The organism is Streptomyces nigrescens (genome assembly GCF_027626975.1).
In the GTDB taxonomy this organism is placed as follows: domain Bacteria; phylum Actinomycetota; class Actinomycetes; order Streptomycetales; family Streptomycetaceae; genus Streptomyces; species Streptomyces nigrescens.
In genome coordinates this window covers 6,060,079-6,081,266 of record NZ_CP114203.1, presented here as the reverse complement: position 1 = coordinate 6,081,266, position 21,188 = coordinate 6,060,079, and the positions used below count along the sequence as shown (strand labels likewise).

Sequence of the window (21,188 nt, the reverse complement as noted above, 5' to 3'; positions counted from 1 at the left end):
GGAGAGCAGCGATGAGCAGTAACACCCCGGTGCTGGAGACCATTTCCGCGCGGGCGGCGGCCGGACGACTCCTGCGGTGGTGGCAGGACACCTCCGATCCGCTGGCGCCGGGGGGCTGGCTGAGCCTGGTCGGCGAGGGCGCGGCCGACGGCGGGCAGGTGCTGCGGGAGGTGGGCGCACAGGTCGCGTCGAGCGTCCTGGTCGATGCCACGGAGCGCACCGCGGAGGAGCTGCTGGGGGAGGTGCTGGCGGCGCTGGGGCTGGAGTCCCGGCGGTACGGCGGCCTCAGGTGGATCTCCGAGGTACGTGCCCTCCCGGAACGGCGGCTGGTGCTGCTCACGCACGTGCACCGGATGGGCCGTACCCGCCGTTCGTACGAGGCGGAGCGGCTGCTGACCGGAACCCTGAAGGCGCTGTGCGCGCGCACCGGACTCCAGGTGATCGCGCAGGTGGACGCGCCAGGTCTGCTGCGCTCCGGCGACGCCGGCCTCCGGCTGGAGCCGGCCGGAGCGGACCCGGCGCCCACCCCGCCGGCCTGGCCGGACGAGGTGCGGGCCCTGGCGCTCGCCGAGCCCCGTACGGTGCCGCCGCGCGCCTGGGCGGCACTCGTGGCGGGCCTGCGCGCGGACGACGGCCGCCCGGTCACCGAGGACGCGCTCCAGACCGTGCTGGCCGAGCACGACCGGTGGCTGGAGCGGCGCGAGGACGGTGTCGGCTTCGTCGACGAGGCGGTGGCCGAGTCACTGCGGCGCGAGACCGCCCCGGAAACCGTCACCCGGGTGAACCGCCATATGACGGCCTGGCTGCGGACGCTCGCCCCGGAGCTCGCCCACCCCGACGGCTGGGCGGCGGGCGGAGCGCTCGGCACGTACGCGGCCGCGGGGCTGGCCATGCACGCGGCACAGGCCGACCACGAGCAGAAGTGGACCACGCAGACCCTCGACGAACTGGTCGCCCGGGGCGAGCTGGTGGCCCATCTGCCGCAGACGGCCCTGCTCGATGCCGCGCGCTGCGCACACTACGGCGGCATCGGCAGCAACAGCGCCGCGGCGGACGCCGCGTACCTCTGGGACTACGGAGTGGTCCCGGCCACGCAGACCGCCTGGGCCGCCTGGCTGCACCTGATGGCGACCGCCCGGGGCGACGAGGACTTCGTGGCCGGGCTCCTCGCCTCGGGGATCCGCCTCCCGTGGAAGGCGGTGTGGACCCGCTGGCGTCCGCCGGGCGGTTTCCACGCCTCGTTCCTGGCGCCGGGCGTGGTCGGCGAGACGGCCGAGGTCCGCTGGCACGGCCGGCCCGCCGTGGCCGCGCTCGGCACACCTGAGGTGGACGTCAGCATCTGGGACGCGCGAACCGGCGAACCGCTGGCCGGCCCCTGGCCGGAGGACTCCGTCGTCCCGGAGGACGCCCACACCGCCCTCACCTGGCCGGACGGGTCGGGCACCGGTGACACGATCACCACGCTCGACGCGCTCGAAGCCGCCGTCCCGGGCACCGACGCGGCACATCCGAGCCTGCTCTCCGCTCCGGTGCTGACCGTGGGCGAACTGGCGATTCTGGGCGGCCCCGGCGGCCTGTTCGCCCTGGCCCCCGCGAAGGGCTGGGAGGAGACGGCCGGCACCCCCTGCCGCGCCCCGCTCTCCGGGCCGTACGCGGCGGCGGGCCCGACCACCCCGCGGCACGCCACGCCCCCCGGAGCGGCGGACCTGCGCGCCGTCGTGGGCGAGGACGTCTTCCGCCCCCTCAAGGGGGACCAACTGCCGGCCGGCCTGGAGGAGGACGGCGCCCGCGAGGTGCTGACCGGCATCGGCGTCCCCGCGTTCGACGAGAGCGGCCTGCGCCTCGCCCCGGACGACGACGCCTTCCTGACCGAATACACCTGGCCGGACGACGCGGCCGAAGACCCCGAAAGCGACGGGCCGTTCTTCCTCCTCGGCCGCTGGATGGGCGGTGACGTGGTCCTGGACGGAACCGGCGGCGAGGTCTTCCGGGTCCCGGGCGACGAGGACGACCCGGTCGACGGCGCGCTGGTGGCGTCCTCCCTGGAGAACTTCCTCGCCATGACCGCCCAGTGGCTGACCGGCCTGCGCATCTCCCGGACGGTCGACAACAGCGACGAACAGTACGCGCTGCGCCAGCACGTCAGCGGAGAACTCTGGATGCTCGACGACGCCGGCTCGCAGTCCGACGCCTGGATGTACATCTTCGAGAACGACTGACGGGGCGGTGACGGGCGGGGAGTTACGGGCGGGGAGTTACGGGCGAGCGGTGACGTCCGGTCCGGCCCCGGGCTCCCTTCGCGTCGGCGCGGACGGATCAGCCGGGCACGCCCATGCGCTGTGTGCCGACGACGGACAGCAGCCGCAGTGCCTCTTCCGACGGTGAGCCGGGGGCGGCGGTGTAGAGGACGACTCGCTGGTCCCGGTCGGCGATGTCCAGGACGTCGCAGTTGACGGACACGGGACCGACGAGGGGGTGCTCGAAGGTCTTGCAGAGGGTGGGCCGGTCGGTCACGTCGTGGGCGGCCCAGAGCCGAGCGAACTCCGCACTGCCGTCCAGGAGTTCCGCGACCAGGCCGGTCACCTCCGGGTCGTTGGGGTAGCGGGCCGCTGCTGCGCGCAGGTGCTGGGTCGAGGTCCGGGCGAACTCGTCCGCGTCCGAGACGCCGTACAGCCGCCGGTCGTTCCGGTACGGGCCGAGGAAGGCACGTCGGATGAGGTTCCGGTCCCGGCGCGACAGGACGGAGAAATCCTCCATCAGGGCAGCGGCCAGGTCGTTCCAGGCGATGACCTCGTACGTCGCCGACAGCACGAGCGCCGCGGCCTCCGGCAGCCGGCGCAGCAGGTCGACGATGCTCTGCCGTATTTCCCGCGAGGGCCCGGGCGGCGGTCCGGGCGGGGCGCCGGCGAGGTGGTGGAGATGGTCGCGCTCGGCGTCCGACAGGCGCAGTGCGCGGGCGAGTTGGGCCAGCACCTCACGGGAGGGGTGGGGAGCGCGGGCCTGTTCCAGGCGGCTGTAGTACTCGGTCGAGATGAACGCCAGCTGCGCCACCTCCTCGCGACGCAGTCCCGGGGTGCGGCGGCGCGGCCCGGCGGGCAGCCCCACGTCGGCGGGGGTGATGCGCTCGCGTCTGCTGCGCAGGAAGCCGGCCAGCTCTCGTCGATCCATCTCCCCAGTGTGTGCGGCGCCGAGGTGCCCAGCCAGGCACTGTCGGTGCCTGGATGCGCCGGGCTGCCGGGAACAGGCTCGTCGCCATGAACCAGACACCGATCATGTCCACCACGGCCCCTGGCCTGCTCGCCGGCAAGGTCGCCTTCATCACCGGTGCCGGTCGCGGCATCGGCGCGGCAGCAGCGCGGCTCTTCGCCCGGGAGGGCGCCCGGGTTCTCCTCGCGGCCCGCACGGAGTCGCAGCTCAAGGCGGTGACCGAGGAGATCCGGGCGGCCGGCGGTACCGCGGACTACGTGGTGTGCGACCTGACCGACCCGGCCGGCGTCCGGTCCGCCGTCAACCGGTCCGTGGAGCTGTACGGCCGGCTGGACGTGGCCTTCAACAACGGCGCGACGGGCCAGCCGCCCGGCCCGATGGATGAGCTGTCGGAGGCCGACTTCGACCATGTCTGCGCCGTCAACCTCAAGGGCCCGTGGCTGGCCATGACCGCCGAGATCGCCGCCATCCGTGCCACCGCGCGGCGTGGAGCCCTCGTCAACACCTCCAGCGTCGGCAGCCTGATGGCCAACCCCGCGCTGCCCGCGTACGGCGCGGCGAAGCGGGCGGTCAACAGCCTCACCGCGTCGGCAGCCGCCACGTACGGCCCGGAGGGGATCCGCGTCAACGCCATCGCGCCCGGCACCACGCTCACCGAGATGCTGTACGCGTGGGATGCGGAGTCCCCTGGCACGATCGAGCAGCTCAACGCCCGGACCCCGCTGGGCCGCGCCGCCGATCCGGACGAGATCGCCCAGGCCGCCGCCTGGCTCCTGAGCGACCGCTCCTCCTACGTCACCGGCACGGTCCTCCGGGTCGACGGCGGCATGCTGGCCTGAGCCGGAACGGGGGGCCGTGTGCCGTGCAGGACACCGGCCCCCACGGCGGGAGCGGGGCAGCGCCGTACGGAAGTCCGGGAATGGTCCCGCCGGGCTCCACCCGCGCGGGACGCCGCCGCCCCTGCCCCGCCCGCCTCCCCCTACTCCCCCTGGCGGGAGGCCGCGATCTGCCGCGACATGATCGTCGTCAGCTCGTACGCGGTGTGCGAGGCGGCGACGGCGGTGATCTCCGCGTGGTCGTACGCCGGCGCGACCTCGACGACGTCCGCCGAGACCAAGTTGCAGGACGCGAGCCCGCGCAGGATCTCCAGGAGCTCGCGGGAGGTCATCCCGCCCGCCTCCGGGGTGCCGGTGCCCGGGGCGTGGGCCGGGTCGAGCACGTCGATGTCGATGGAGATGTACAGCGGACGGTCACCGATGCGCTGGCGGAGCTGGTCGGCGACCTCGTCGACGCCGCGGCGCATGACATCCGCCGAGGTGACGATGCCGAAGCCCATCTTCTCGTCGTCGTCGAGGTCCTTCTTGCCGTAGAGGGGGCCGCGGGTGCCGACGTGGGAGAGCGCGGAGGTGTCGAGGATGCCTTCCTCGACGGCGCGGCGGAACGGGGTGCCGTGGGTGTATTCGGCGCCGAAGTAGGTGTCCCAGGTGTCCAGGTGGGCGTCGAAGTGCAGCAGCGCGACCGGGCCGTGCTTCTTGGCGACGGAGCGCAGCAGGGGCAGGGCGATGGTGTGGTCACCGCCGAGGGTCATCATCCGGGCGCCGCCGGCGAGCAGGTCGTCGGCCGCGGCCTCGACCGTCTCCACGGCCTCGTTGATGTTGAAGGGGTTCGCGGCGATGTCACCGGCGTCGGCGACCTGCGCGAGCGCGAACGGGGACGCGTCCTGGGCCGGGTTGTACGGACGCAGCAGCCGGGACGCCTCACGGATGGCGTTGCCACCGAAGCGGGCTCCGGGACGGTAGGAGACGCCGGTGTCGAAGGGGACACCGACGACGGCCACATCGGCCCGGCCGCCGACCTCGTCCAGGCGGGGCAGGCGGGCGAAGGTCGCGGGCCCGGCATAGCGCGGGACGCGGGAGGAGTCGACGGGGCCCACGGGCCCGTTGGATGCGCTGGCTGCGGTGGTCATGACGGTGAGGTTAGGGAGCGCCGGGCGCCGGGCCCATGGACATTTGCGCACCCGGGACCGGGGCCGTTCGACATTTTGGCCAGGGCGCGCACAAGGGCGGTGACCAGGCAATACGGGGTGTCCGCAGCGCGGTGCCGCGGCTCCGGCATCCGCACCCCGGTGTCCGCGCTGCGGAACTCCCCCGCCCCGGAACAGGTGTACGGGCACAATGGGCGCTATGCCGATAGCCTCCGCAGCCACCGCCCCCTCGCGCGCCGAACTCGTCGATCATCTCGTACGGACCCGGATCGCCGGTGACGTCGCCACCCCCCGCGAGAACAACCTCTCCCACTACCGCAGGCTCGCCAACGGCGACCGCCACTACTGGTTCGGCCTGGAGTTCGGCGAACGGTGGGTGGACGAGCAGGATGTGCTGGCCGTGATGGCGGAGCGCTGCGGGGTCATCGACGATCCGCACCACCGGCAGGGACAGGACACCATCGACCCGGAGCTGACGGTCGACGCGCTGGACCGGACGGCCGCGGTGCTGCGCAAGGCGGCCGCCGGTCAGCACCGGGTGCTGTTCGCGACCGGCCACCCGGGCGGCCTGCTCGACGTCCACCGGGCGACCGCCGAGGCACTGCGCGCGGCGGGCTGCGAGATCGTCGTCATCCCGGACGGGCTGCGCGCGGACGACGGCATGGTCTTCCAGTTCGGCGACGTGGCGATGCTGGAGCGCGGTGCGACGCTCTGGCACACCCACTCCCCCGAGCCGATGGCCGCGATCCTGGACGGCCTGGAGCAGGCGGGCCGCCCGCTGCCGGACCTGGTGATGGCCGACCACGGCTGGGCGGGCTGCGCGGGCCAGCGCGGCATCGACGCCGTGGGTTTCGCGGACTGCAACGACCCGGCCCTCTTCCTCGCCGAGGCCGAAGGCACCCTCCAGGTGACGATCCCCCTGGACGACCACGTCCTCAGCCCCCGCCACTACGACCCGCTGACCGCGTACCTGCTGGACGCGGCGGGACTGGCCTGAGGCAGCCCTGGGCCGAACGCCCCCCGCGGCTCGCCTCCCGGCCCGGCGCCTTCACGAGCACAGCGGCGGCGGGCCGGAGAATGCGTAGGCCCCGTCCACCGCACGCGTAAGCCCCGTCCACCGCGCCCAGGAGGGCAGCGCACGGACGGGGCCGGTTCCGTCGGTCACTGCGGACTGTTCACGCCGGTGGCAGCCCGGCCCTTGGGCGCGGGGTGGTCGCGGTGGGCGCGGTGGATTCCGATCAGCAGCAGGGCGCACGCGACCACGAAGATCGGCCAGGGCGTGAACGGCAGGACCACGGCGTCGACGACGGTCCAGCCCGCCAGCGTCCAGCCGATGAATGCCGGCGGGGTGATGCCACGGCGGTCCAGCCACAGCACCGTCAGGCCGACCAGGATGAGCGGTATGCCGAAGCTTGCGAGGCTCAGCCAGTAGGCGCTGCCCGCCGGGCTCATGTCGGCGAAGTCCTCGCTCCACAGTCCGCCGCTGAACCAAGTCCCGGCGTAGCGCCCGGCTTTCTCCAGCGTCAGGGCGCCGACCGTGTGTCCGGTGCCGCATAACGTGATGATCCAGCCAGCCCACTTGATCATCTGAGTTCTCCGTTCTCGTCGCGAAGCCACGCCGTGCGACTTCATCGCGGTTGTCCGTGCCCAGCGGGGAGCCAGCAATCTCCGAAACCACAGTTCCGAAACTCTAGTTCCGATACTCGCGTTCCGTATCATGCAGCCATGACAGCGAGAAGGCAACGGGGCGGGCGCCCCCGAGACAGTCGTGTGGATCACAAAATCCTGCAGACCACCCGTGAGCTGATCGACGAAGTCGGCTACCCGGCCCTGACCGTCGACCAGGTCGCGACGCGCGCCGGGGTGGGCAAGGCGGCGATCTACCGCCGCTACGCCTCCAAGGCCGAGATGGCGTTCGTCGCCACCGTGCACGAGCAGCAGCTGCCCCCGCCGGCCGACACCGGCTCCCTACACGGGGACCTGCTGGCGCTGGTCCGCACGTTCCACGCCCGCATGGCCACCCCGGCGGCCCGACAGCTGGCACCGGCCCTGATCAGCGAACTCGCCGGCAATCCCGAACTGGACACCCGGTTCCAGGACACCTTCCTGGCCGCCGAACAGGCCGCCTTCGCCGGCATCATCGAACAGGCCGTGGCCCGCGGCGAGTTGGCCGGACCCGTCGCCCCCGCAATGGCCCACCTGCTGCTGCTCGGCTCCCTGGCGTCCGCCCTCTACCTCCTCAACCTGCCCGTCGACGACGCCATGGTCACCGACCTCGCCACCGCCGCCACAGCAGGAATCACCGCCCTGGCCGAGCGGCACCACAACGCCCCTGGCGAAGCCGCCGAGCCGCGCTGACAGGGCCGTTCGCCCGGACCGGGCCGCACGGCGAACTCGTGCTGTTCGACGATCAGGACCGCGGCCGCCGGGACCGCACCATGATCGAGGAGGGCCGCGCCCTGGTGGTCGCCGCGCTCACCGCAGGGCCGTCCGGCCGCCCGCTGTGCGCGCACCGGCACGGCTCAGATGAGGTCAGCTGCCGTAGGGCGGGAAGAAGAGCAGCCGCGCGGCCAGCGCCAGGAGCATGGCGAGGGGCGGCGCGTACCACCAGGGCCGCAGCGTTCTCGTTCTGACGAAGGGAAGGGTGAGGACGAGGCAGAGCATGGCCCAGCCCATGCCGAGGTTGCTGAGGAGCGCGAACTCCTGAGCAGCGTCGAACTCGACGGCGCCGTCGCCGCGGGGCATGAGCTGGACCAGTGTGACGAAAGCCAGCGGCGCCTCGATCGTGGGCAGTAGGCATGCCCCCAAAACTGTGCCGATGCGCAGTCCGCCACGTGGGCTTCGAGGGTGGGTGGGCGTCGTCACTTTCCGAGTGCTTCCTTCGCTTGGCCCACGTGGTCGTCGAATCGGCGACCGTACCGTGTTGGCCGAGACCGAACCGCCGGACTCGGCCGGCAGGGCCGGCAGATGACGGCGGACCCCCTGGGTGCGCCGGGACGGGCGCACCCCAAGCGGAGGCGAACACATCCCGTGGGGTCCATGACTGTTCGCTGAGCCCCGTGCCACGCGCGGACGGGGCCGGTTTCCTTCGTCACACGGCCCAGGAGTCGGCCGGGTCATCCAGCCACACCCGCTGCCCTTCCGCGGTGACGGTGAGACCGAACCGGGTGTGGTCCGGCTCGCCCCGGCCGGCCCACCATCGGTGGGCCGCCTCTACTTCGTCCCACAGGCGACGCGGGCCCGACTGGTAGACCGTGGCGTCCGGTTCGCCACTGCGGAACACGGCGGCGGCCCACGACCGGCTCCTCAGATCGAAGAACCACGCCTTCGCACTCCCCCCGTCCGACCTGTTGATGACATGGGCGCAGTCGGGCACACACAGCCCCATGACGAACCGTGCGGGCTCGTAGCGTTCCCCCAGGTCCGTCAAAGCGACCGTCGTACGGGAGACCCCGGCATCGCCCGGGAAATCCGGAACGTGCTCCCTGAACCGGTTCCAGTCCAAGCGCTGTTCCCGCAGCTTCATGAACTCGACCATGCGCAGGAACGGCCCCGACGCGGAACCGTCCTCCCGCACGGTCAACCGGACAAGTGCGTCCTGGTCGCTGTAATGAGTGCCCCAGGGGGCAAGGATGACCCCGCCCGGCCGTGACTGCTCCAACCAGCGCGGCGAAACGGCTCGCACCCCCGCCGTGACCATCACCCGGTCATACGGCGCCCCGTCCGGCCACCCGCCCCCTCCGTCCCCGTGGACCGTCTCGGGGTGGAGCCCGGCGCGCAGCAACGCTCCCCGGGCTTGATCGGCGACCGCCTCGTCGATCTCGACGCTGACCACGTTCCCGCTGCCCAGCCGGTGAGCGAGGAGTCCGGCGTTCCACCCCGTGCCGGTGCCGACTTCGAGCACCCGCATGCCCTCGCTCACGTCCAGGTCTCGCAGCATCGCAGCCACGACTGACGGCATGCTCGCCGAACTGGTCGGCACGGTCCCTGGCTCGCTGCCCGTGTGCTGTCCGTCGTCCCACTGGGTGACGAGCGGGACGTTCGCGTACGCCGCCTGCTCCCACGCTGCGGGGTCACTGCTCCGGGAGACGGGCGCACTTCGGCCGGTCGCCATGTCGTGCGCCCAGACGAGGTCCGGCAGGAACAGCGATCGGGGAACGGCTCTGAACGTCTCCGCCCAATCGGGCGTCAGGGCTCCCGCTTCGATGAGGGACCGCGCCAGCTCGTCACTGGCACGGTGACCCTGCTGAGGGTTGAGCCTCACTTGCGGTGCGTCCCGTCGCCGGGCGGCATGTCACCGTCCGGGGGCGGCGGCGGGGGCGGCGTCCAGGGCTGGCCAGGGTGCCCGTCGCCACCGTCTCCTTCTCCGCCTTGCTGCACACCATCAGCAGCGGTGATGATCTGCATGCACATCCCGTGTACCTCTCCTTCATTCAGTGCGTGGTGCCCTGCACTTACTACCCGTCTGGTGCCCAGTTCCTCCCTTGTTGGCCGGCTTGATGCCCCGCCTCGGGCCGGCCCCTCCTCCAGCCCGAGGCGGGCGGTACGGCGAGCGTCGTGTCGGCGACGGGACGTGGCCGACACGACGCTCCTCACCGGCTCAGCCGCGCACCCCTGCACTCCGCGACGCGACGCACATCCCGCAGCGCAGTACTCAACTGCTCTCCCAGATAACGGAGTTGTCGATCCGTCGCCGCGTCGTCCCCAAGCATGTCGGCCGCGTGATCGAGGAGCCCGTCCGCCATCTCCAGCTGCACGTCCTCGATACGGTCCGCGACACGGGAGAAGCCGCTCTCACCTCTGCCATCGCTCAGCAGGATGCAGGTCTTCCCGTCGGGGCTCACCCATGGCAGCAGACGCGTGGTCGGTGACTCACTCATCGCCCGGTCACCTCTGCCCGGGCTGCCGGGTCGGCTAACAGCCGCAGCAGCAACTCGAAGATGCGGGCGATACCGTTCGACATGTCGACCTGCTTTCCTCAGGTTGGCCATGCCCCCGGGCCGTCCCAACACGGTCGCGGGGGTCTGCTGACCCTCTCAGCGTGCCGACCGCAGGAGGCCGGAACTATCAGTCATCGCTGATAGCTCCGGCCATGGGCTCTCAGAACGTCACATGCGGAGCCATGAGCCGTAGTTGCCGAAGGTCTCAGGCATCCTGCGCCTGGCCGAGTCCAGACCGGCGTACGTCTCCCGCACCGCGGGGTGGTATCGCGTCTGCTGTGGGGCGACCTTCCGAGCCTTCAGCAGACTCTTGAATGCCGCATCCGTGCGTCCCGTCCACATCAGTGCCCGCGCCACCTCGGCATGGTGGTGCGCCAGCCGGGACGGCGGCCACCCGTCCGGAATCGCGATCTCTTGCGCGCACTGCACGGCCTCCGGATAGAGGTCCAGCTCTGCGAGCACGCTGACCCGGTGCACACCGACGTTGGTAGGCCCGAACGACAGCCAGTGGACCTTCTCCGCAGGACCGGTCCGCTCCGCGATCCGCTGAGCCTCACCGAGGTGCCCCTCTGCGGTGTCCCTGTCCTTGTCGCGGCCCGCCAGAACGGCGGCTCCCAGGTGCAGCTGTCCCGTTACTGCGTCAAACACACGCCCGGGGGCAGCCTGATCCAGGTCAGTCAAGCCAAGCCGGACCAACCGCTTCCCCGTGCGGTAGTCGCCCGCCCGCAGGTAGGCCACACCCCGCATGTACTGACGCACTCCGCTGAGCACCGCATCCGAGGCACGCTCGGCCGACCAGCCCATCCGGTCGAGCGCCACCATGCCCAGGTCGGAGAAACCCAGTTTCGCTGTCAGGTCATACGCGGTGCGGTACGTGCTCGCCAGCAGCCGCCAGTTTCTGTCCGTGGGATGGAGATGCGCCGTCGTCGTGGCCTCGTGGATCAAGCCGGGAAGCTCGGCAGCAACCTGTTTGATGTTCGTCGCTCGCACCATGGCGCACAGCCGGTCGGCATGTGCCGCCAACTCCTCCACCGTGCGCGGCAATACCTCCGGGTCGGGGCCGAGATCGTAGATGTTGAGCGCCTCGCGAATGGGGTTGATCAGGCCGTCCAGCTGATCCTGGCGGAGTTCTTCAAGGTAGGGCTGCCCTGTCAGTTCCGTCACCGGCACCGAGAGAGAACGGGCCAACGCCCCGAGCACCGAAGGGCTTGCGGGCAGGACTCCTTGCTCCACTTTGGTCAACGTGCTGTACGAGACGTGCGCAAGGTCGGCCAGCTCGCGTTGGGTCAGGCGTCGGACCTTGCGTGTGTGCGCGATGCGTGCGCCCGTGTGGTCGTCGTGCAGTGAAGGCATCTCGCTCTCCAGTCCCTCGCAGCCATTCGGAACGGTACCGGCGAGGGCGGGCTGGTGAATGCTCTCCGCCGCTGATCCGCAGGCTTCACAGCAGAAGACTGTGGTGGGATGACGTGATGAATCGTCCCGTGCTTTACCTGTTCGGTTCCGCCGCCCCGCCCGTCCAGCAGTTTGCCGAGGTGGCACGCAGCGCCCACACGGCTGGATTCGACGTGTGCATCGGTCTGACGCCCACGGCGGCCCGGTGGCTCGACGGCGAGGTGCCGCTACTGGAAGAGCTGACGGGGCACCCGGTCCGGTCCGAGTACAAGCAACCGGCCGCCCCCGATGTGTGGCCTCCGGCCGACGTCATCGTGTTCGCACCGGTCACCTTCAATTCCCTCAACTCCTGGGCGCTTGGACTGACGCATCACTTCGTGGTCGGGGTGGTTGCCGAGGGCATCGGCAAGGGCATTCCCACGGTGGCCATGCCCTGCGTGAACACCGCCTATGTGCACCATCCGCAGTTCGACCGGTCAGTGGCGACGCTGCGCGGCGCGGGCGTGTCGGTGTTGTACGGGCCCGGCGGCTTCGAACCCAACGAGCCGGGCAAAGGGCGACCAGAAGGCTATCCGTGGCAACTGGCGCTGACCGAAGCGACGCGAGCCGTCCGCGTCACGCCTTAACGGTCGAGGGAAACAGTGCCTCCAGCTGGGTCCACTCCGACCTCCAGCCTTCCCACGACATCCACACCGACCACGGCGTACGGCTGGTCGACTGTTCCTGGTCCGAGCACGGCAAAAGCCGGTGGGCCGGTCCCCCCGAGCCACGGAATATCGGGAAGTCCGGCCCACCGGCCGACCTGGGGTGCGCGGCGCCTAATCGCGCGGTACCCGGATGACGCCCTCCTGGATCACCGACACCGCCAGCTGGCCGTCGGCCGTGAAGATACGGCCCTTGCCGAGGCCGCGGCCGCTCTGGGCGGTGGGGGATTCCTGGTCGTACAGGAGCCACTCGTCGGCGCGCAGGGGGCGGTGGAACCACATGGCGTGGTCCAGGCTGGCGCCGACCACGTCGCCTACCGCCCAGCCGCCGCGGCCGTGCGCGAGCAGGATCGAGTCGAGCAGGGTCATGTCGGAGACGTAGGTGACCAGGCAGATGTCCAGCAGGGGGCGGGGGATCTCGCCGTCGTCGTCGAGCTTGCCCTGGGTGCGGAACCATACCTGGGACCGGGGGTCGCGGGGCTCGCCGACGGTGACGTAGGGCGGCTCGTCCACGTACCGCAGGTCGATCGCGGCGCGGGCCTCCAGGAGACGCTCGGCGACGCCGGGGGCGAGGAACCGTTCGGCGTGGCGGGGCAGCATCTCGGCGGCGGTGGGCAGCTCCAGCGGGTCCGGTGCCGGCGGCATCGGCTCCTGGTGCTCCAGCCCCTCCTCGGCCGCCTGGAAGGAGGCGGAGAGGTGGAAGATCGGCTGGCCATGCTGGACGGCGACGACCCGGCGGGTGGTGAAGGAGCGGCCGTCGCGGATGCGGTCGACGGTGTAGACGATGGGGGCGCCGGGGTCGCCCGGGCGCAGGAAGTACGCGTGCAGGGAGTGCGGCGGCCGGTCGGCGGGGACCGTGCGCCCGGCCGCGACCAGGGCCTGGGCGGCGACCTGGCCGCCGAAGACCCGGGGCACGACCGAGGCGCGGCTCTCGCCCCGGAAGATGTCCTGCTCGATCCGCTCCAGTGCGAGCAGACCGAGCAGGGACCGGAGTGCGTCGTTCACGTGCGCGGTGCCCTTACGGCCTAGAGGCCCATGGACTTGGCGATGATGGACTTCATGACCTCGCTGGTGCCGCCGTAGATGCGGTTGACGCGGTTGTCGGCGTAGAGGCGGGCGATGGGGTACTCGTTCATGAAGCCGTAGCCGCCGTGCAGCTGGAGGCAGCGGTCGATCACGCGGTGCGCGACCTCGGTGCAGAACAGCTTGGCGGAGGCGGCCTCGGCCGGGGTCAGCTCGCCGGCGTCCAGGGCTTCGAGCGCGCGGTCGGCGACGGCCTCGGCGGCGTCCACCTCGGCCTGGCAGGCGGCCAGTTCGAACTTGGTGTTCTGGAAGGAGGCGACCGTCTTGCCGAAGATCGTGCGCTCCTGCACGTACTCCTTGGCGAACCGGACGGCGGCCTTGGCCTGGGCGTAGGCGCCGAAGGCGATGCCCCAGCGCTCGGAGGCGAGGTTCAGGCCCAGGTAGGAGAAGCCCTTGTTCTCCTCGCCCAGCAGGTCCTCGACCGGGACCTTGACGTCGACGAAGGCCAGCTCGGCGGTGTCGGAGACCTTCAGGCCGAGCTTGTCCAGCTTGCGGCCGACGGAGTAGCCGGCGGACTTGGCGTCCACGGCGAAGAGCGAGATGCCGAAGCGGCGGTCGTCCTCGCGGGGGGCGGCGGTGCGGGCGCAGACGATGACGCGGTCGGCGTGCACACCGCCGGTGATGAAGGTCTTGGCGCCGTTGAGGACGTAGTGCGTGCCGTCGTCCGACAGCTTCGCGGTGGACTTCATGCCCGCGAGGTCGGAGCCGGTGCCGGGCTCGGTCATCGCGAGCGCCCACATCTCCTCGCCGCTGACGAACTTCGGCAGGAAGCGCTTCTTCTGCTCGTCGGTGGCGAGCATCTGGATGTACGGCAGTCCGAGCAGGACGTGCACGCCGGAGCCGCCGAAGGTGACGCCCGCGCGGGCGGTCTCCTCGTACATCACGGCCTCGAACTTGTGCGAGTCGATACCGGCGCCGCCGAACTCCTCGGGGACGCGGATACCGAAGACGCCCAGGTCACCGAGCTTGTAGTAGAAGTCGCGCGGGGCCTGGCCGGCGGCCAGCCACTCGTCGTGCACGGGCACGACCTCGGCCTCGATGAAGGCGCGTATGGTCTCGCGGAACGCCTCGTGATCCTCGTTGAACACCGTACGGCGCATTGCTACGTCGCCTCCTCCAGGTCGCTGGTCCAAGCGCATGTCTAAGCGCTTGCTCAGCGAAAGCTACCGGCCGGTTACCTAGGCTGTCCAGAGGTCAACGAAAATCCGTGCGAGCCGGTGGGCCCGCCCCTAGGCGCCCGGTACCGACGCCGCCATCGGCTCCCCGGCCTCCGGCTCGCCCGCCACCGCGCCGAACGCGCCCAGCGCCAGCCGGTGCAGCAGTTCCGCCATCTCCGTGCGGCCCGGGAGGGCGCCCGGGCGGCCGAGGTGCGGGGTGGAGTTGAGCAGGCCGAAGACGGCATGCACGGCGGCACGGGCCTGTGACTCGGAGGGGCCCGGGTGGACCCGGCGGACGACCTCCACCCACAGCTCCACGTACTGCCGCTGCAGCTGGCGGACCCGCTTGCGGTCGGCCTCCCGCAGCCGGTCCAGCTCCCGGTCGTGCAGGGTGATCAGCGGCCGGTCGTCCAGCGCGAAGTCGATATGGCCGTCGATCAGCGCGTCCAGCACCGCCTCGGGGCTCCCGCCGCCCTCCGCGACCCGCATCCGGCCCCCCGCGAGCAGTCGCTCGCTGATCCCGACCAGCAGCTCGGCGAGCATCGCGTCCTTACCGGCGAAGTGCCGGTAGAGGCCGGGGCCGGAGATACCCACGGCCGCCCCTATCTCGTCCACGCCGACGCCGTGGAAGCCGCGCTCCGCGAAGAGCCGGGCGGCCTCCTTGAGGATCTGCTCGCGGCGGCTGGTCGGGGCGGAGGACTGCGCATTACTCATGCCGTCGATTGTAGACAGCCGGGTTAGTGCTCGTTAACCTGAAGGCAATGAGGTTAACGCCCATTAACCCGGATGGCCCGGCAGCCGCGGACCGCGGCCCGGGACAGCAGACCGAGCAAGGGGGCTCGTACTGATGGAGCAGGCACCGGTGCTGGGGAGTACCGCCGATCCGGCGTCCGACTCCTGGCGGGCCAATGAGGCCGCGCACCGCGAGCTGGCCGCGGAGCTGCGCGAGAAGCTCGCGGCGGCCCGGCTGGGCGGCGGCGAGAAGGCCAGGGCGCGGCACACCGCCCGCGGCAAGCTGCTGCCCCGCGACCGGGTGGACGCCCTGCTGGACCCCGGCTCGCCGTTCCTGGAGCTGGCGCCGCTGGCCGCGGAGGGGATGTACGGCGGGGCCGCACCGGCCGCCGGGGTGATCGCCGGCATCGGCCGGGTCTCCGGCCGCGAGACGGTGATCGTCGCCAATGACGCCACGGTCAAGGGCGGCACCTACTACCCGATGACGGTCAAGAAGCATCTGCGGGCGCAGGAGATCGCCCTGGAGAACCGTCTCCCCTGTCTCTACCTCGTCGACTCCGGCGGCGCCTTCCTGCCGATGCAGGACGAGGTCTTCCCCGACCGGGAGCACTTCGGGCGGATCTTCTACAACCAGGCGCGGATGTCGGGGGCGGGGATTCCGCAGATCGCCGCGGTGCTCGGCTCCTGCACGGCGGGCGGCGCGTATGTCCCGGCGATGAGCGACGAGGCCGTGATCGTCCGCAATCAGGGCACGATCTTCCTGGGCGGGCCGCCACTGGTGAAGGCCGCCACCGGCGAGGTGGTCACCGCCGAGGAGCTGGGCGGCGGCGAGGTGCACGCCAAGACCTCCGGCGTCACCGACCATCTCGCCGAGGACGACGCCCACGCCCTGCGCCTGGTGCGCACCATCGTCGGCACCCTCGGTGAGCGCGAGCCGCTGCCGTGGACCGTGCGGACCGTCGAGGAGCCCAAGGTCGACCCGGCCGGTCTGTACGGGGCGGTGCCCGCGGACTCCCGTACGCCCTATGACGTCCGGGAGGTGATCGCGCGACTCGTGGACGGCTCGCGCTTCGCGGAGTTCAAGGCGGAGTACGGCACGACGCTGGTCACCGGCTTCGCCCATATCCACGGCCACCCGGTCGGCATCGTCGCCAACAACGGCATCCTGTTCTCCGAATCCGCCCAGAAGGGCGCCCACTTCATCGAGCTGTGCGACCAGCGCGGCATTCCGCTGCTGTTCCTGCAGAACATCTCCGGCTTCATGGTGGGGCGTTCGTACGAGGCCGGCGGGATCGCCAAGCACGGCGCGAAGATGGTGACGGCGGTGGCCTGCACCCGCGTCCCCAAGCTGACGGTCGTCATCGGCGGCTCCTACGGGGCGGGCAACTACTCCATGTGCGGACGGGCCTATTCGCCACGCTTCCTGTGGATGTGGCCGAACGCCAAGATCTCGGTGATGGGCGGCGAACAGGCCGCCTCCGTCCTCGCGACCGTCAAGCGCGACCAGCTGGAGGCGCACGGCGAGGAGTGGAGCGCCGAGGAGGAGGCCGCCTTCAAGGCGCCGGTCCGCGAGCAGTACGAGACCCAGGGCAACGCCTACTACGCGACCGCGCGGCTGTGGGACGACGGAGTGATCGACCCGCTGGAGACCCGGCAGGTGCTGGGGCTGGCGCTGACCGCCTGCGCCAACGCGCCGCTTCCCCAGAAGGACAGCACCGCGCCCGGCTACGGCGTCTTCCGGATGTGAGAGGGATGTCCACAGGAATGGCCACCAACTTCGACACCGTGCTCATCGCCAACCGCGGCGAGATCGCGGTCCGTGTGATCCGCACACTGCGCGCCCTCGGCATCCGCTCGGTCGCCGTCTTCAGCGACGCGGACGCCGACGCCCGCCATGTCCGCGAGGCCGACACCGCCGTACGCATCGGCCCGGCCCCGGCCGCCGAGAGCTATCTGTCCGTGGAGCGGCTGCTGGAGGCGGCCGCCCGGACCGGCGCCCAGGCGGTCCACCCGGGCTATGGCTTCCTCGCCGAGAACGCAGCCTTCGCCCGTGCCTGCGCGGACGCCGGGCTGGTCTTCATCGGCCCGTCCGCCGAGGCCATCGAGCTGATGGGCGACAAGATCCGCGCCAAGGAGACGGTGCGGGAGGCCGGCGTCCCGGTCGTGCCCGGCTCCTCGGGCAGCGGGCTGACCGATGAGCAACTGGCCGCCGCGGCACGGGAGATCGGCGTCCCGGTGCTGCTCAAGCCGTCCGCGGGCGGCGGCGGCAAGGGCATGCGGCTGGTCCGCGACGAGGCGCTGCTGGCCGACGAGATCGCGTCCGCGCGCCGCGAGGCCCGCTCCTCCTTCGGCGACGACACCCTGCTCGTCGAGCGCTGGATCGACCGGCCACGGCACATCGAGATCCAGGTGCTGGCGGACGGCCACGGCAACGTCATCCACCTCGGCGAGCGCGAGTGCTCCCTCCAGCGCCGCCACCAGAAGGTCATCGAGGAGGCCCCCTCGGTGCTGCTGGACGAGGCCACCCGCGCCGCGATGGGTGAGGCGGCCGTGCAGGCGGCCCGCTCCTGCGGCTACCGCGGTGCCGGCACCGTCGAGTTCATCGTGCCCGGCAAGGACCCGTCCTCCTACTACTTCATGGAGATGAACACCCGCCTCCAGGTCGAGCACCCGGTCACCGAGATGGTCACCGGCATCGACCTGGTCGAGTGGCAGCTGCGGGTCGCGGCCGGTGAGCATCTCCCGTACGCCCAGGAGGACATCACCCTCACCGGGCACGCCATCGAGGCGCGGATCTGCGCCGAGGACCCGGCGCGCGACTTCCTGCCGACCGGCGGCACGGTGCTCGCGCTGCACGAGCCGCAGGGCGGCGGTGTGCGCACGGACTCCGGGCTCTCCGAGGGCGGGGAGGTCGGCAGCCGCTACGACCCGATGCTGTCCAAGGTGATCGCCCACGGGCCGGACCGGGCGAGCGCGCTGCGCCGCCTCCGGGCCGCGCTGGCCGGGACGGTCACCCTCGGCGTCACCACCAACGCCGGATTCCTGCGGCGGCTGCTGGCCCACCCGGACGTGGTCTCCGGCGAGCTGGACACCGGTCTGGTGGAGCGGGAGGCGGCCGGTCTGGTCGACGGCACGGTGCCGGACGAGGTGTACGCGGCGGCCGCGGCGGTGCGGCAGGCCGCCCTGGAGCCGGCGGTGGAGGACGGCGGCTGGCGCGACCCGTTCGCCGCGCCGAACGGCTTCCGGCTCGGCGGCGAGCCCGCGCCCGTACGCCACTGGCTGCGGGTGCCGGGGCACGACCCGGTGCCGCACGACGTACGTCCCGGCTCCCCGGCCGGACAGCTGGAGCCGGGCCGCGTACGCATCACCGTTGACGGGGTGGTGCACAGCTTCCACCACCGCGGCGACTGGCTCGGGCGGGACGGCGACTCGTGGCAGGTGACCACCCACGACCCGGTGGCCGCGGCGCTGCGCGGGGCCGCCGGGGCGCACGGTGCGGACACCCTCGCCGCCCCGATGCCCGGCACCGTCACCGTCGTCAAGGTCGCCGTCGGCGACGAGGTGGCCGCGGGCCAGGGCCTGCTGGTGGTGGAGGCGATGAAGATGGAGCACGTCATCTCCGCACCGCACGCCGGGACCGTCACCGAACTCGATGTCACCGCGGGCTCGACCGTCGCCATGGACCAGATCCTGGCCGTGGTCGCCCCGCACGAGAGCCCCGAGGAGTCCGCCGCGTCCGCGGGCGGCCCCGAGGGCGGGCAGGAGAGCGCCTCATGACCGCGGCCGGACTGCCGATGGAGATCCGCGCGGACGGGCTGCCCACCCGCGTACGGATCCATGAGGTCGGCGCGCGCGACGGGCTGCAGAACGAGCAGACCGTGGTGCCCACGGAGATCAAGGCGGAGTTCATCCACCGCCTCGCCGCCGCGGGCCTGCCAACCGTCGAGGCCACCAGCTTCGTCCACCCCAAGTGGGTGCCCCAACTCGCCGACGCCGAGCAGCTGTTCCCGCTGCTGGACGATCTCGATCCGCAGCGGCTGCCCGTGCTGGTCCCCAACGAGCGCGGGCTGGACCGGGCGCTCGCGCTGGGCGCCCGCCGGATCGCGGTGTTCGGCAGCGCCACCGAGTCGTTCGCCAAGGCCAACCTCAACCGGACGGTCGACGAGGCGCTGGCGATGTTCGCCCCGGTCGTCGCACGGGCCAAGGACGCCGGGGTGCACGTCCGCGGCTATCTCTCGATGTGCTTCGGCGACCCCTGGGAGGGCCCGGTGCCCGTCGCGCAGACCGTCCGGGTCTGCCGGGCACTGCTCGACCTGGGCTGCGACGAGCTGAGCCTGGGCGACACCATCGGGGTGGCCACCCCCGGTCATGTGCAGAGCCTGCTGGCCGCCCTCGGCGAGGCCCAGGTCCCCGCCTCCCGTATCGGGGTGCACTTCCACGACACCTACGGGCAGGCCCTCGCCAACACCTTCGCCGCGCTGCAGCACGGCATCACCACCATCGACGCCTCGGCGGGCGGCCTCGGCGGCTGCCCGTACGCCAAGAGCGCCACCGGCAACCTCGCCACCGAAGACCTCGTGTGGATGCTGCACGGCCTCGGCATCGAGACCGGGGTCGACCTGGACCGCCTGACCGCCACCAGCGTGTGGATGGCCGGGGTCCTGGGCCGGCCGAGCCCCTCGCGTACCCTCCGTGCCCTCTCCCACCAGGAGTGAACCCTCATGTCCCTTGACCACCGTCTGCCCGCCGAGCTGGAAGAACTCCGGCGTACGGTCGAGGCGTTCGCGCACGACGTCGTCGCCCCGAAGATCGGCGAGTACTACGAGCAGCATGCGTTCCCGTACGAGATCGTGCAGGAAATGGGCCGGATGGGCCTGTTCGGGCTGCCCTTCCCCGAGGAGTACGGCGGGATGGGCGGCGACTACCTCGCCCTCGGCATCGCCCTGGAGGAGCTGGCCCGGGTCGACTCCTCGGTGGCCATCACCCTGGAGGCGGGCGTCTCCCTGGGCGCCATGCCGGTCTACCACTTCGGAACGGAGGAGCAGAAGCGCGAGTGGCTGCCCAAGCTGTGCAGCGGTGAGATGCTCGGCGCCTTCGGCCTCACCGAGCCCGACGGCGGCTCGGACGCCGGCGCGACGCGGACGACCGCGGTGCGCGACGGCGGGGACTGGGTGATCAACGGCAGCAAGTGCTTCATCACCAACTCCGGTACGGACATCACCGGTCTGGTCACGGTCACCGCCGTCACCGGCCGCAAGGACGACGGCAGCCCGCTGATCTCCTCGATCATCGTGCCGTCCGGCACCCCGGGCTTCACGGTCGGCGCCCCGTACTCCAAGGTCGGCTGGAGCGCCTCCGACACCCGCGAGCTGGCCTTCTCCGACGTCCGGGTCCCGGTCGGCAACCTCCTGGGCGAGGAGGGCCGCGGCTACGCCCAGTTCCTGCGCATCCTCGACGAGGGCCGGATCGCCATCGCGGCGCTGGCCACCGGCCTGGCGCAGGGCTGTGTGGACGAGTCGGTGCGCTACGCCAAGGAGCGGAAGGCCTTCGGCCGCGCGATCGGCAGCAACCAGGCGATCCAGTTCAAGCTCGCCGACATGGAGATGCGGGCGCACACCTCCCGGCTGGCCTGGCGCGACGCCGCGTCCCGGCTGGTGCACGGCGAGCCCTTCAAGAAGGAGGCCGCGCTCGCCAAGCTCTACTCGTCCGAGATCGCGGTGGACAACGCCCGCGAGGCCACCCAGATCCACGGCGGGTACGGCTTCATGAACGAGTACCCGGTCGCCCGGATGTGGCGGGACGCCAAGATCCTGGAGATCGGCGAGGGCACCAGCGAGGTCCAGCGGATGCTGATCGCCCGGGAGTTGGGCGTCGTCTAGGGCGTCGTCCCGGGCGTGGCCCGGTGCGGTGAAGGAAGGCGGTCCGGTCGCTTCGGTGACCGGGCCGCCGCTTTTGTGCGCGCTTTCTCTGCGCGCTTCCTGTGCGCGCT

Annotated in this window: 20 protein-coding genes; 9 read left to right on the top strand and 11 right to left on the bottom strand. The window is 71.7% G+C overall.

The genetic code is table 11. The annotated features are described in order from the left end of the window. Positions 1 to 11: 11 nt before the first annotated feature. The gene (locus STRNI_RS27155; RefSeq protein ID WP_274735754.1) at positions 12 to 2,219 is read left to right on the top strand and encodes an SUKH-4 family immunity protein; all 2,208 of its coding nucleotides are present in this window, start codon (positions 12 to 14) and stop codon (positions 2,217 to 2,219) included. A 97-nt stretch (positions 2,220 to 2,316) separates the two neighbouring features. Here the strand turns inward: STRNI_RS27155 and STRNI_RS27150 are convergent, their stop codons facing one another. Then, a complete protein-coding gene (locus STRNI_RS27150) occupies positions 2,317 to 3,168 on the bottom strand; it encodes a helix-turn-helix transcriptional regulator (RefSeq protein WP_109889900.1) in 852 nt (283 codons plus the stop codon). A gap of 86 nt (positions 3,169 to 3,254) precedes the next feature. Between STRNI_RS27150 and STRNI_RS27145 the strand changes: the two genes are divergently transcribed. Continuing rightward, on the top strand, positions 3,255 to 4,046 hold the full coding sequence (locus STRNI_RS27145) for an SDR family NAD(P)-dependent oxidoreductase (protein ID WP_266443169.1): 792 nt from the start codon (positions 3,255 to 3,257) through the stop codon (positions 4,044 to 4,046). Positions 4,047 to 4,186: 140 nt separating this feature from the next. Here STRNI_RS27145 and speB read toward each other — a convergent pair whose 3' ends face one another. Next, on the bottom strand, positions 4,187 to 5,173 hold the full coding sequence (gene speB / locus STRNI_RS27140; RefSeq protein ID WP_042154989.1) for an agmatinase: 987 nt from the start codon (positions 5,171 to 5,173) through the stop codon (positions 4,187 to 4,189). A gap of 217 nt (positions 5,174 to 5,390) precedes the next feature. Between speB and STRNI_RS27135 the strand changes: the two genes are divergently transcribed. After that, positions 5,391 to 6,188 (top strand): phosphatase, encoded by a 798-nt coding sequence (locus STRNI_RS27135; protein ID WP_018093068.1) that lies wholly within the window; start codon positions 5,391 to 5,393, stop codon positions 6,186 to 6,188. Positions 6,189 to 6,352: 164 nt separating this feature from the next. On the opposite strand, the gene STRNI_RS27130 is transcribed toward STRNI_RS27135, so the two are convergent. Then, on the bottom strand, positions 6,353 to 6,778 hold the full coding sequence (locus tag STRNI_RS27130; protein ID WP_266443160.1) for a DUF6463 family protein: 426 nt from the start codon (positions 6,776 to 6,778) through the stop codon (positions 6,353 to 6,355). Positions 6,779 to 6,961: 183 nt separating this feature from the next. Between STRNI_RS27130 and STRNI_RS27125 the strand changes: the two genes are divergently transcribed. Further along, the gene (locus STRNI_RS27125) at positions 6,962 to 7,549 is read left to right on the top strand and encodes a TetR/AcrR family transcriptional regulator (RefSeq protein WP_266443157.1); all 588 of its coding nucleotides are present in this window, start codon (positions 6,962 to 6,964) and stop codon (positions 7,547 to 7,549) included. 174 nt (positions 7,550 to 7,723) lie between these two features. On the opposite strand, the gene STRNI_RS27115 is transcribed toward STRNI_RS27125, so the two are convergent. From STRNI_RS27115 to STRNI_RS27095, 5 genes are all read right to left on the bottom strand, one after another. Then, positions 7,724 to 7,936: a hypothetical protein gene (locus STRNI_RS27115; RefSeq protein WP_159488188.1), complete on the bottom strand. Its 213-nt coding sequence runs from the start codon at positions 7,934 to 7,936 to the stop codon at positions 7,724 to 7,726. Between the two features lie 346 nt (positions 7,937 to 8,282). Then, a complete protein-coding gene (locus STRNI_RS27110; protein WP_277412173.1) occupies positions 8,283 to 9,455 on the bottom strand; it encodes a methyltransferase domain-containing protein in 1,173 nt (390 codons plus the stop codon). After that, positions 9,452 to 9,604: a hypothetical protein gene (locus tag STRNI_RS27105; protein WP_277412172.1), complete on the bottom strand. Its 153-nt coding sequence runs from the start codon at positions 9,602 to 9,604 to the stop codon at positions 9,452 to 9,454. Before STRNI_RS27105 ends, STRNI_RS27110 begins: the two co-directional genes overlap by 4 nt. Positions 9,605 to 9,783: 179 nt before the next feature. Continuing rightward, entirely contained in the window at positions 9,784 to 10,071 is a 288-nt protein-coding gene (locus STRNI_RS27100) for a hypothetical protein (RefSeq protein WP_109889914.1), read from the bottom strand. Between the two features lie 228 nt (positions 10,072 to 10,299). Then, complete coding sequence (locus STRNI_RS27095; protein ID WP_277412171.1) at positions 10,300 to 11,484, bottom strand: helix-turn-helix domain-containing protein; 1,185 nt, start codon at positions 11,482 to 11,484, stop codon at positions 10,300 to 10,302. Between the two features lie 116 nt (positions 11,485 to 11,600). Here STRNI_RS27095 and STRNI_RS27090 point away from each other — a divergent pair, with 116 nt between their 5' ends. Continuing rightward, a complete protein-coding gene (locus STRNI_RS27090; RefSeq protein WP_277412170.1) occupies positions 11,601 to 12,149 on the top strand; it encodes a flavoprotein in 549 nt (182 codons plus the stop codon). Positions 12,150 to 12,341: 192 nt separating this feature from the next. On the opposite strand, the gene STRNI_RS27085 is transcribed toward STRNI_RS27090, so the two are convergent. The 3 genes from STRNI_RS27085 to STRNI_RS27075 form a co-directional block, all read right to left on the bottom strand. Then, complete coding sequence (locus STRNI_RS27085) at positions 12,342 to 13,232, bottom strand: acyl-CoA thioesterase (RefSeq protein ID WP_109889920.1); 891 nt, start codon at positions 13,230 to 13,232, stop codon at positions 12,342 to 12,344. Between the two features lie 20 nt (positions 13,233 to 13,252). Next, complete coding sequence (locus tag STRNI_RS27080) at positions 13,253 to 14,410, bottom strand: acyl-CoA dehydrogenase family protein (protein ID WP_018093079.1); 1,158 nt, start codon at positions 14,408 to 14,410, stop codon at positions 13,253 to 13,255. Positions 14,411 to 14,539: 129 nt separating this feature from the next. After that, positions 14,540 to 15,181: an SACE_7040 family transcriptional regulator gene (locus STRNI_RS27075; protein WP_018093080.1), complete on the bottom strand. Its 642-nt coding sequence runs from the start codon at positions 15,179 to 15,181 to the stop codon at positions 14,540 to 14,542. 133 nt (positions 15,182 to 15,314) lie between these two features. Between STRNI_RS27075 and STRNI_RS27070 the strand changes: the two genes are divergently transcribed. The 4 genes from STRNI_RS27070 to STRNI_RS27055 are packed head-to-tail and all read left to right on the top strand — an operon-like array spanning position 15,315 to position 21,078. Continuing rightward, positions 15,315 to 16,946 (top strand): carboxyl transferase domain-containing protein, encoded by a 1,632-nt coding sequence (locus STRNI_RS27070; RefSeq protein WP_018093081.1) that lies wholly within the window; start codon positions 15,315 to 15,317, stop codon positions 16,944 to 16,946. A gap of 17 nt (positions 16,947 to 16,963) precedes the next feature. Then, complete coding sequence (locus tag STRNI_RS27065) at positions 16,964 to 18,976, top strand: acetyl-CoA carboxylase biotin carboxylase subunit (RefSeq protein ID WP_277413328.1); 2,013 nt, start codon at positions 16,964 to 16,966, stop codon at positions 18,974 to 18,976. Beyond that, positions 18,973 to 19,914, top strand: coding sequence for a hydroxymethylglutaryl-CoA lyase (locus STRNI_RS27060; protein ID WP_277412169.1), 942 nt, complete (start codon positions 18,973 to 18,975; stop codon positions 19,912 to 19,914). Before STRNI_RS27065 ends, STRNI_RS27060 begins: the two co-directional genes overlap by 4 nt. A 6-nt stretch (positions 19,915 to 19,920) precedes the next feature. Next, the gene (locus STRNI_RS27055; protein ID WP_093646374.1) at positions 19,921 to 21,078 is read left to right on the top strand and encodes an acyl-CoA dehydrogenase family protein; all 1,158 of its coding nucleotides are present in this window, start codon (positions 19,921 to 19,923) and stop codon (positions 21,076 to 21,078) included. Positions 21,079 to 21,188 lie beyond the last annotated feature (110 nt).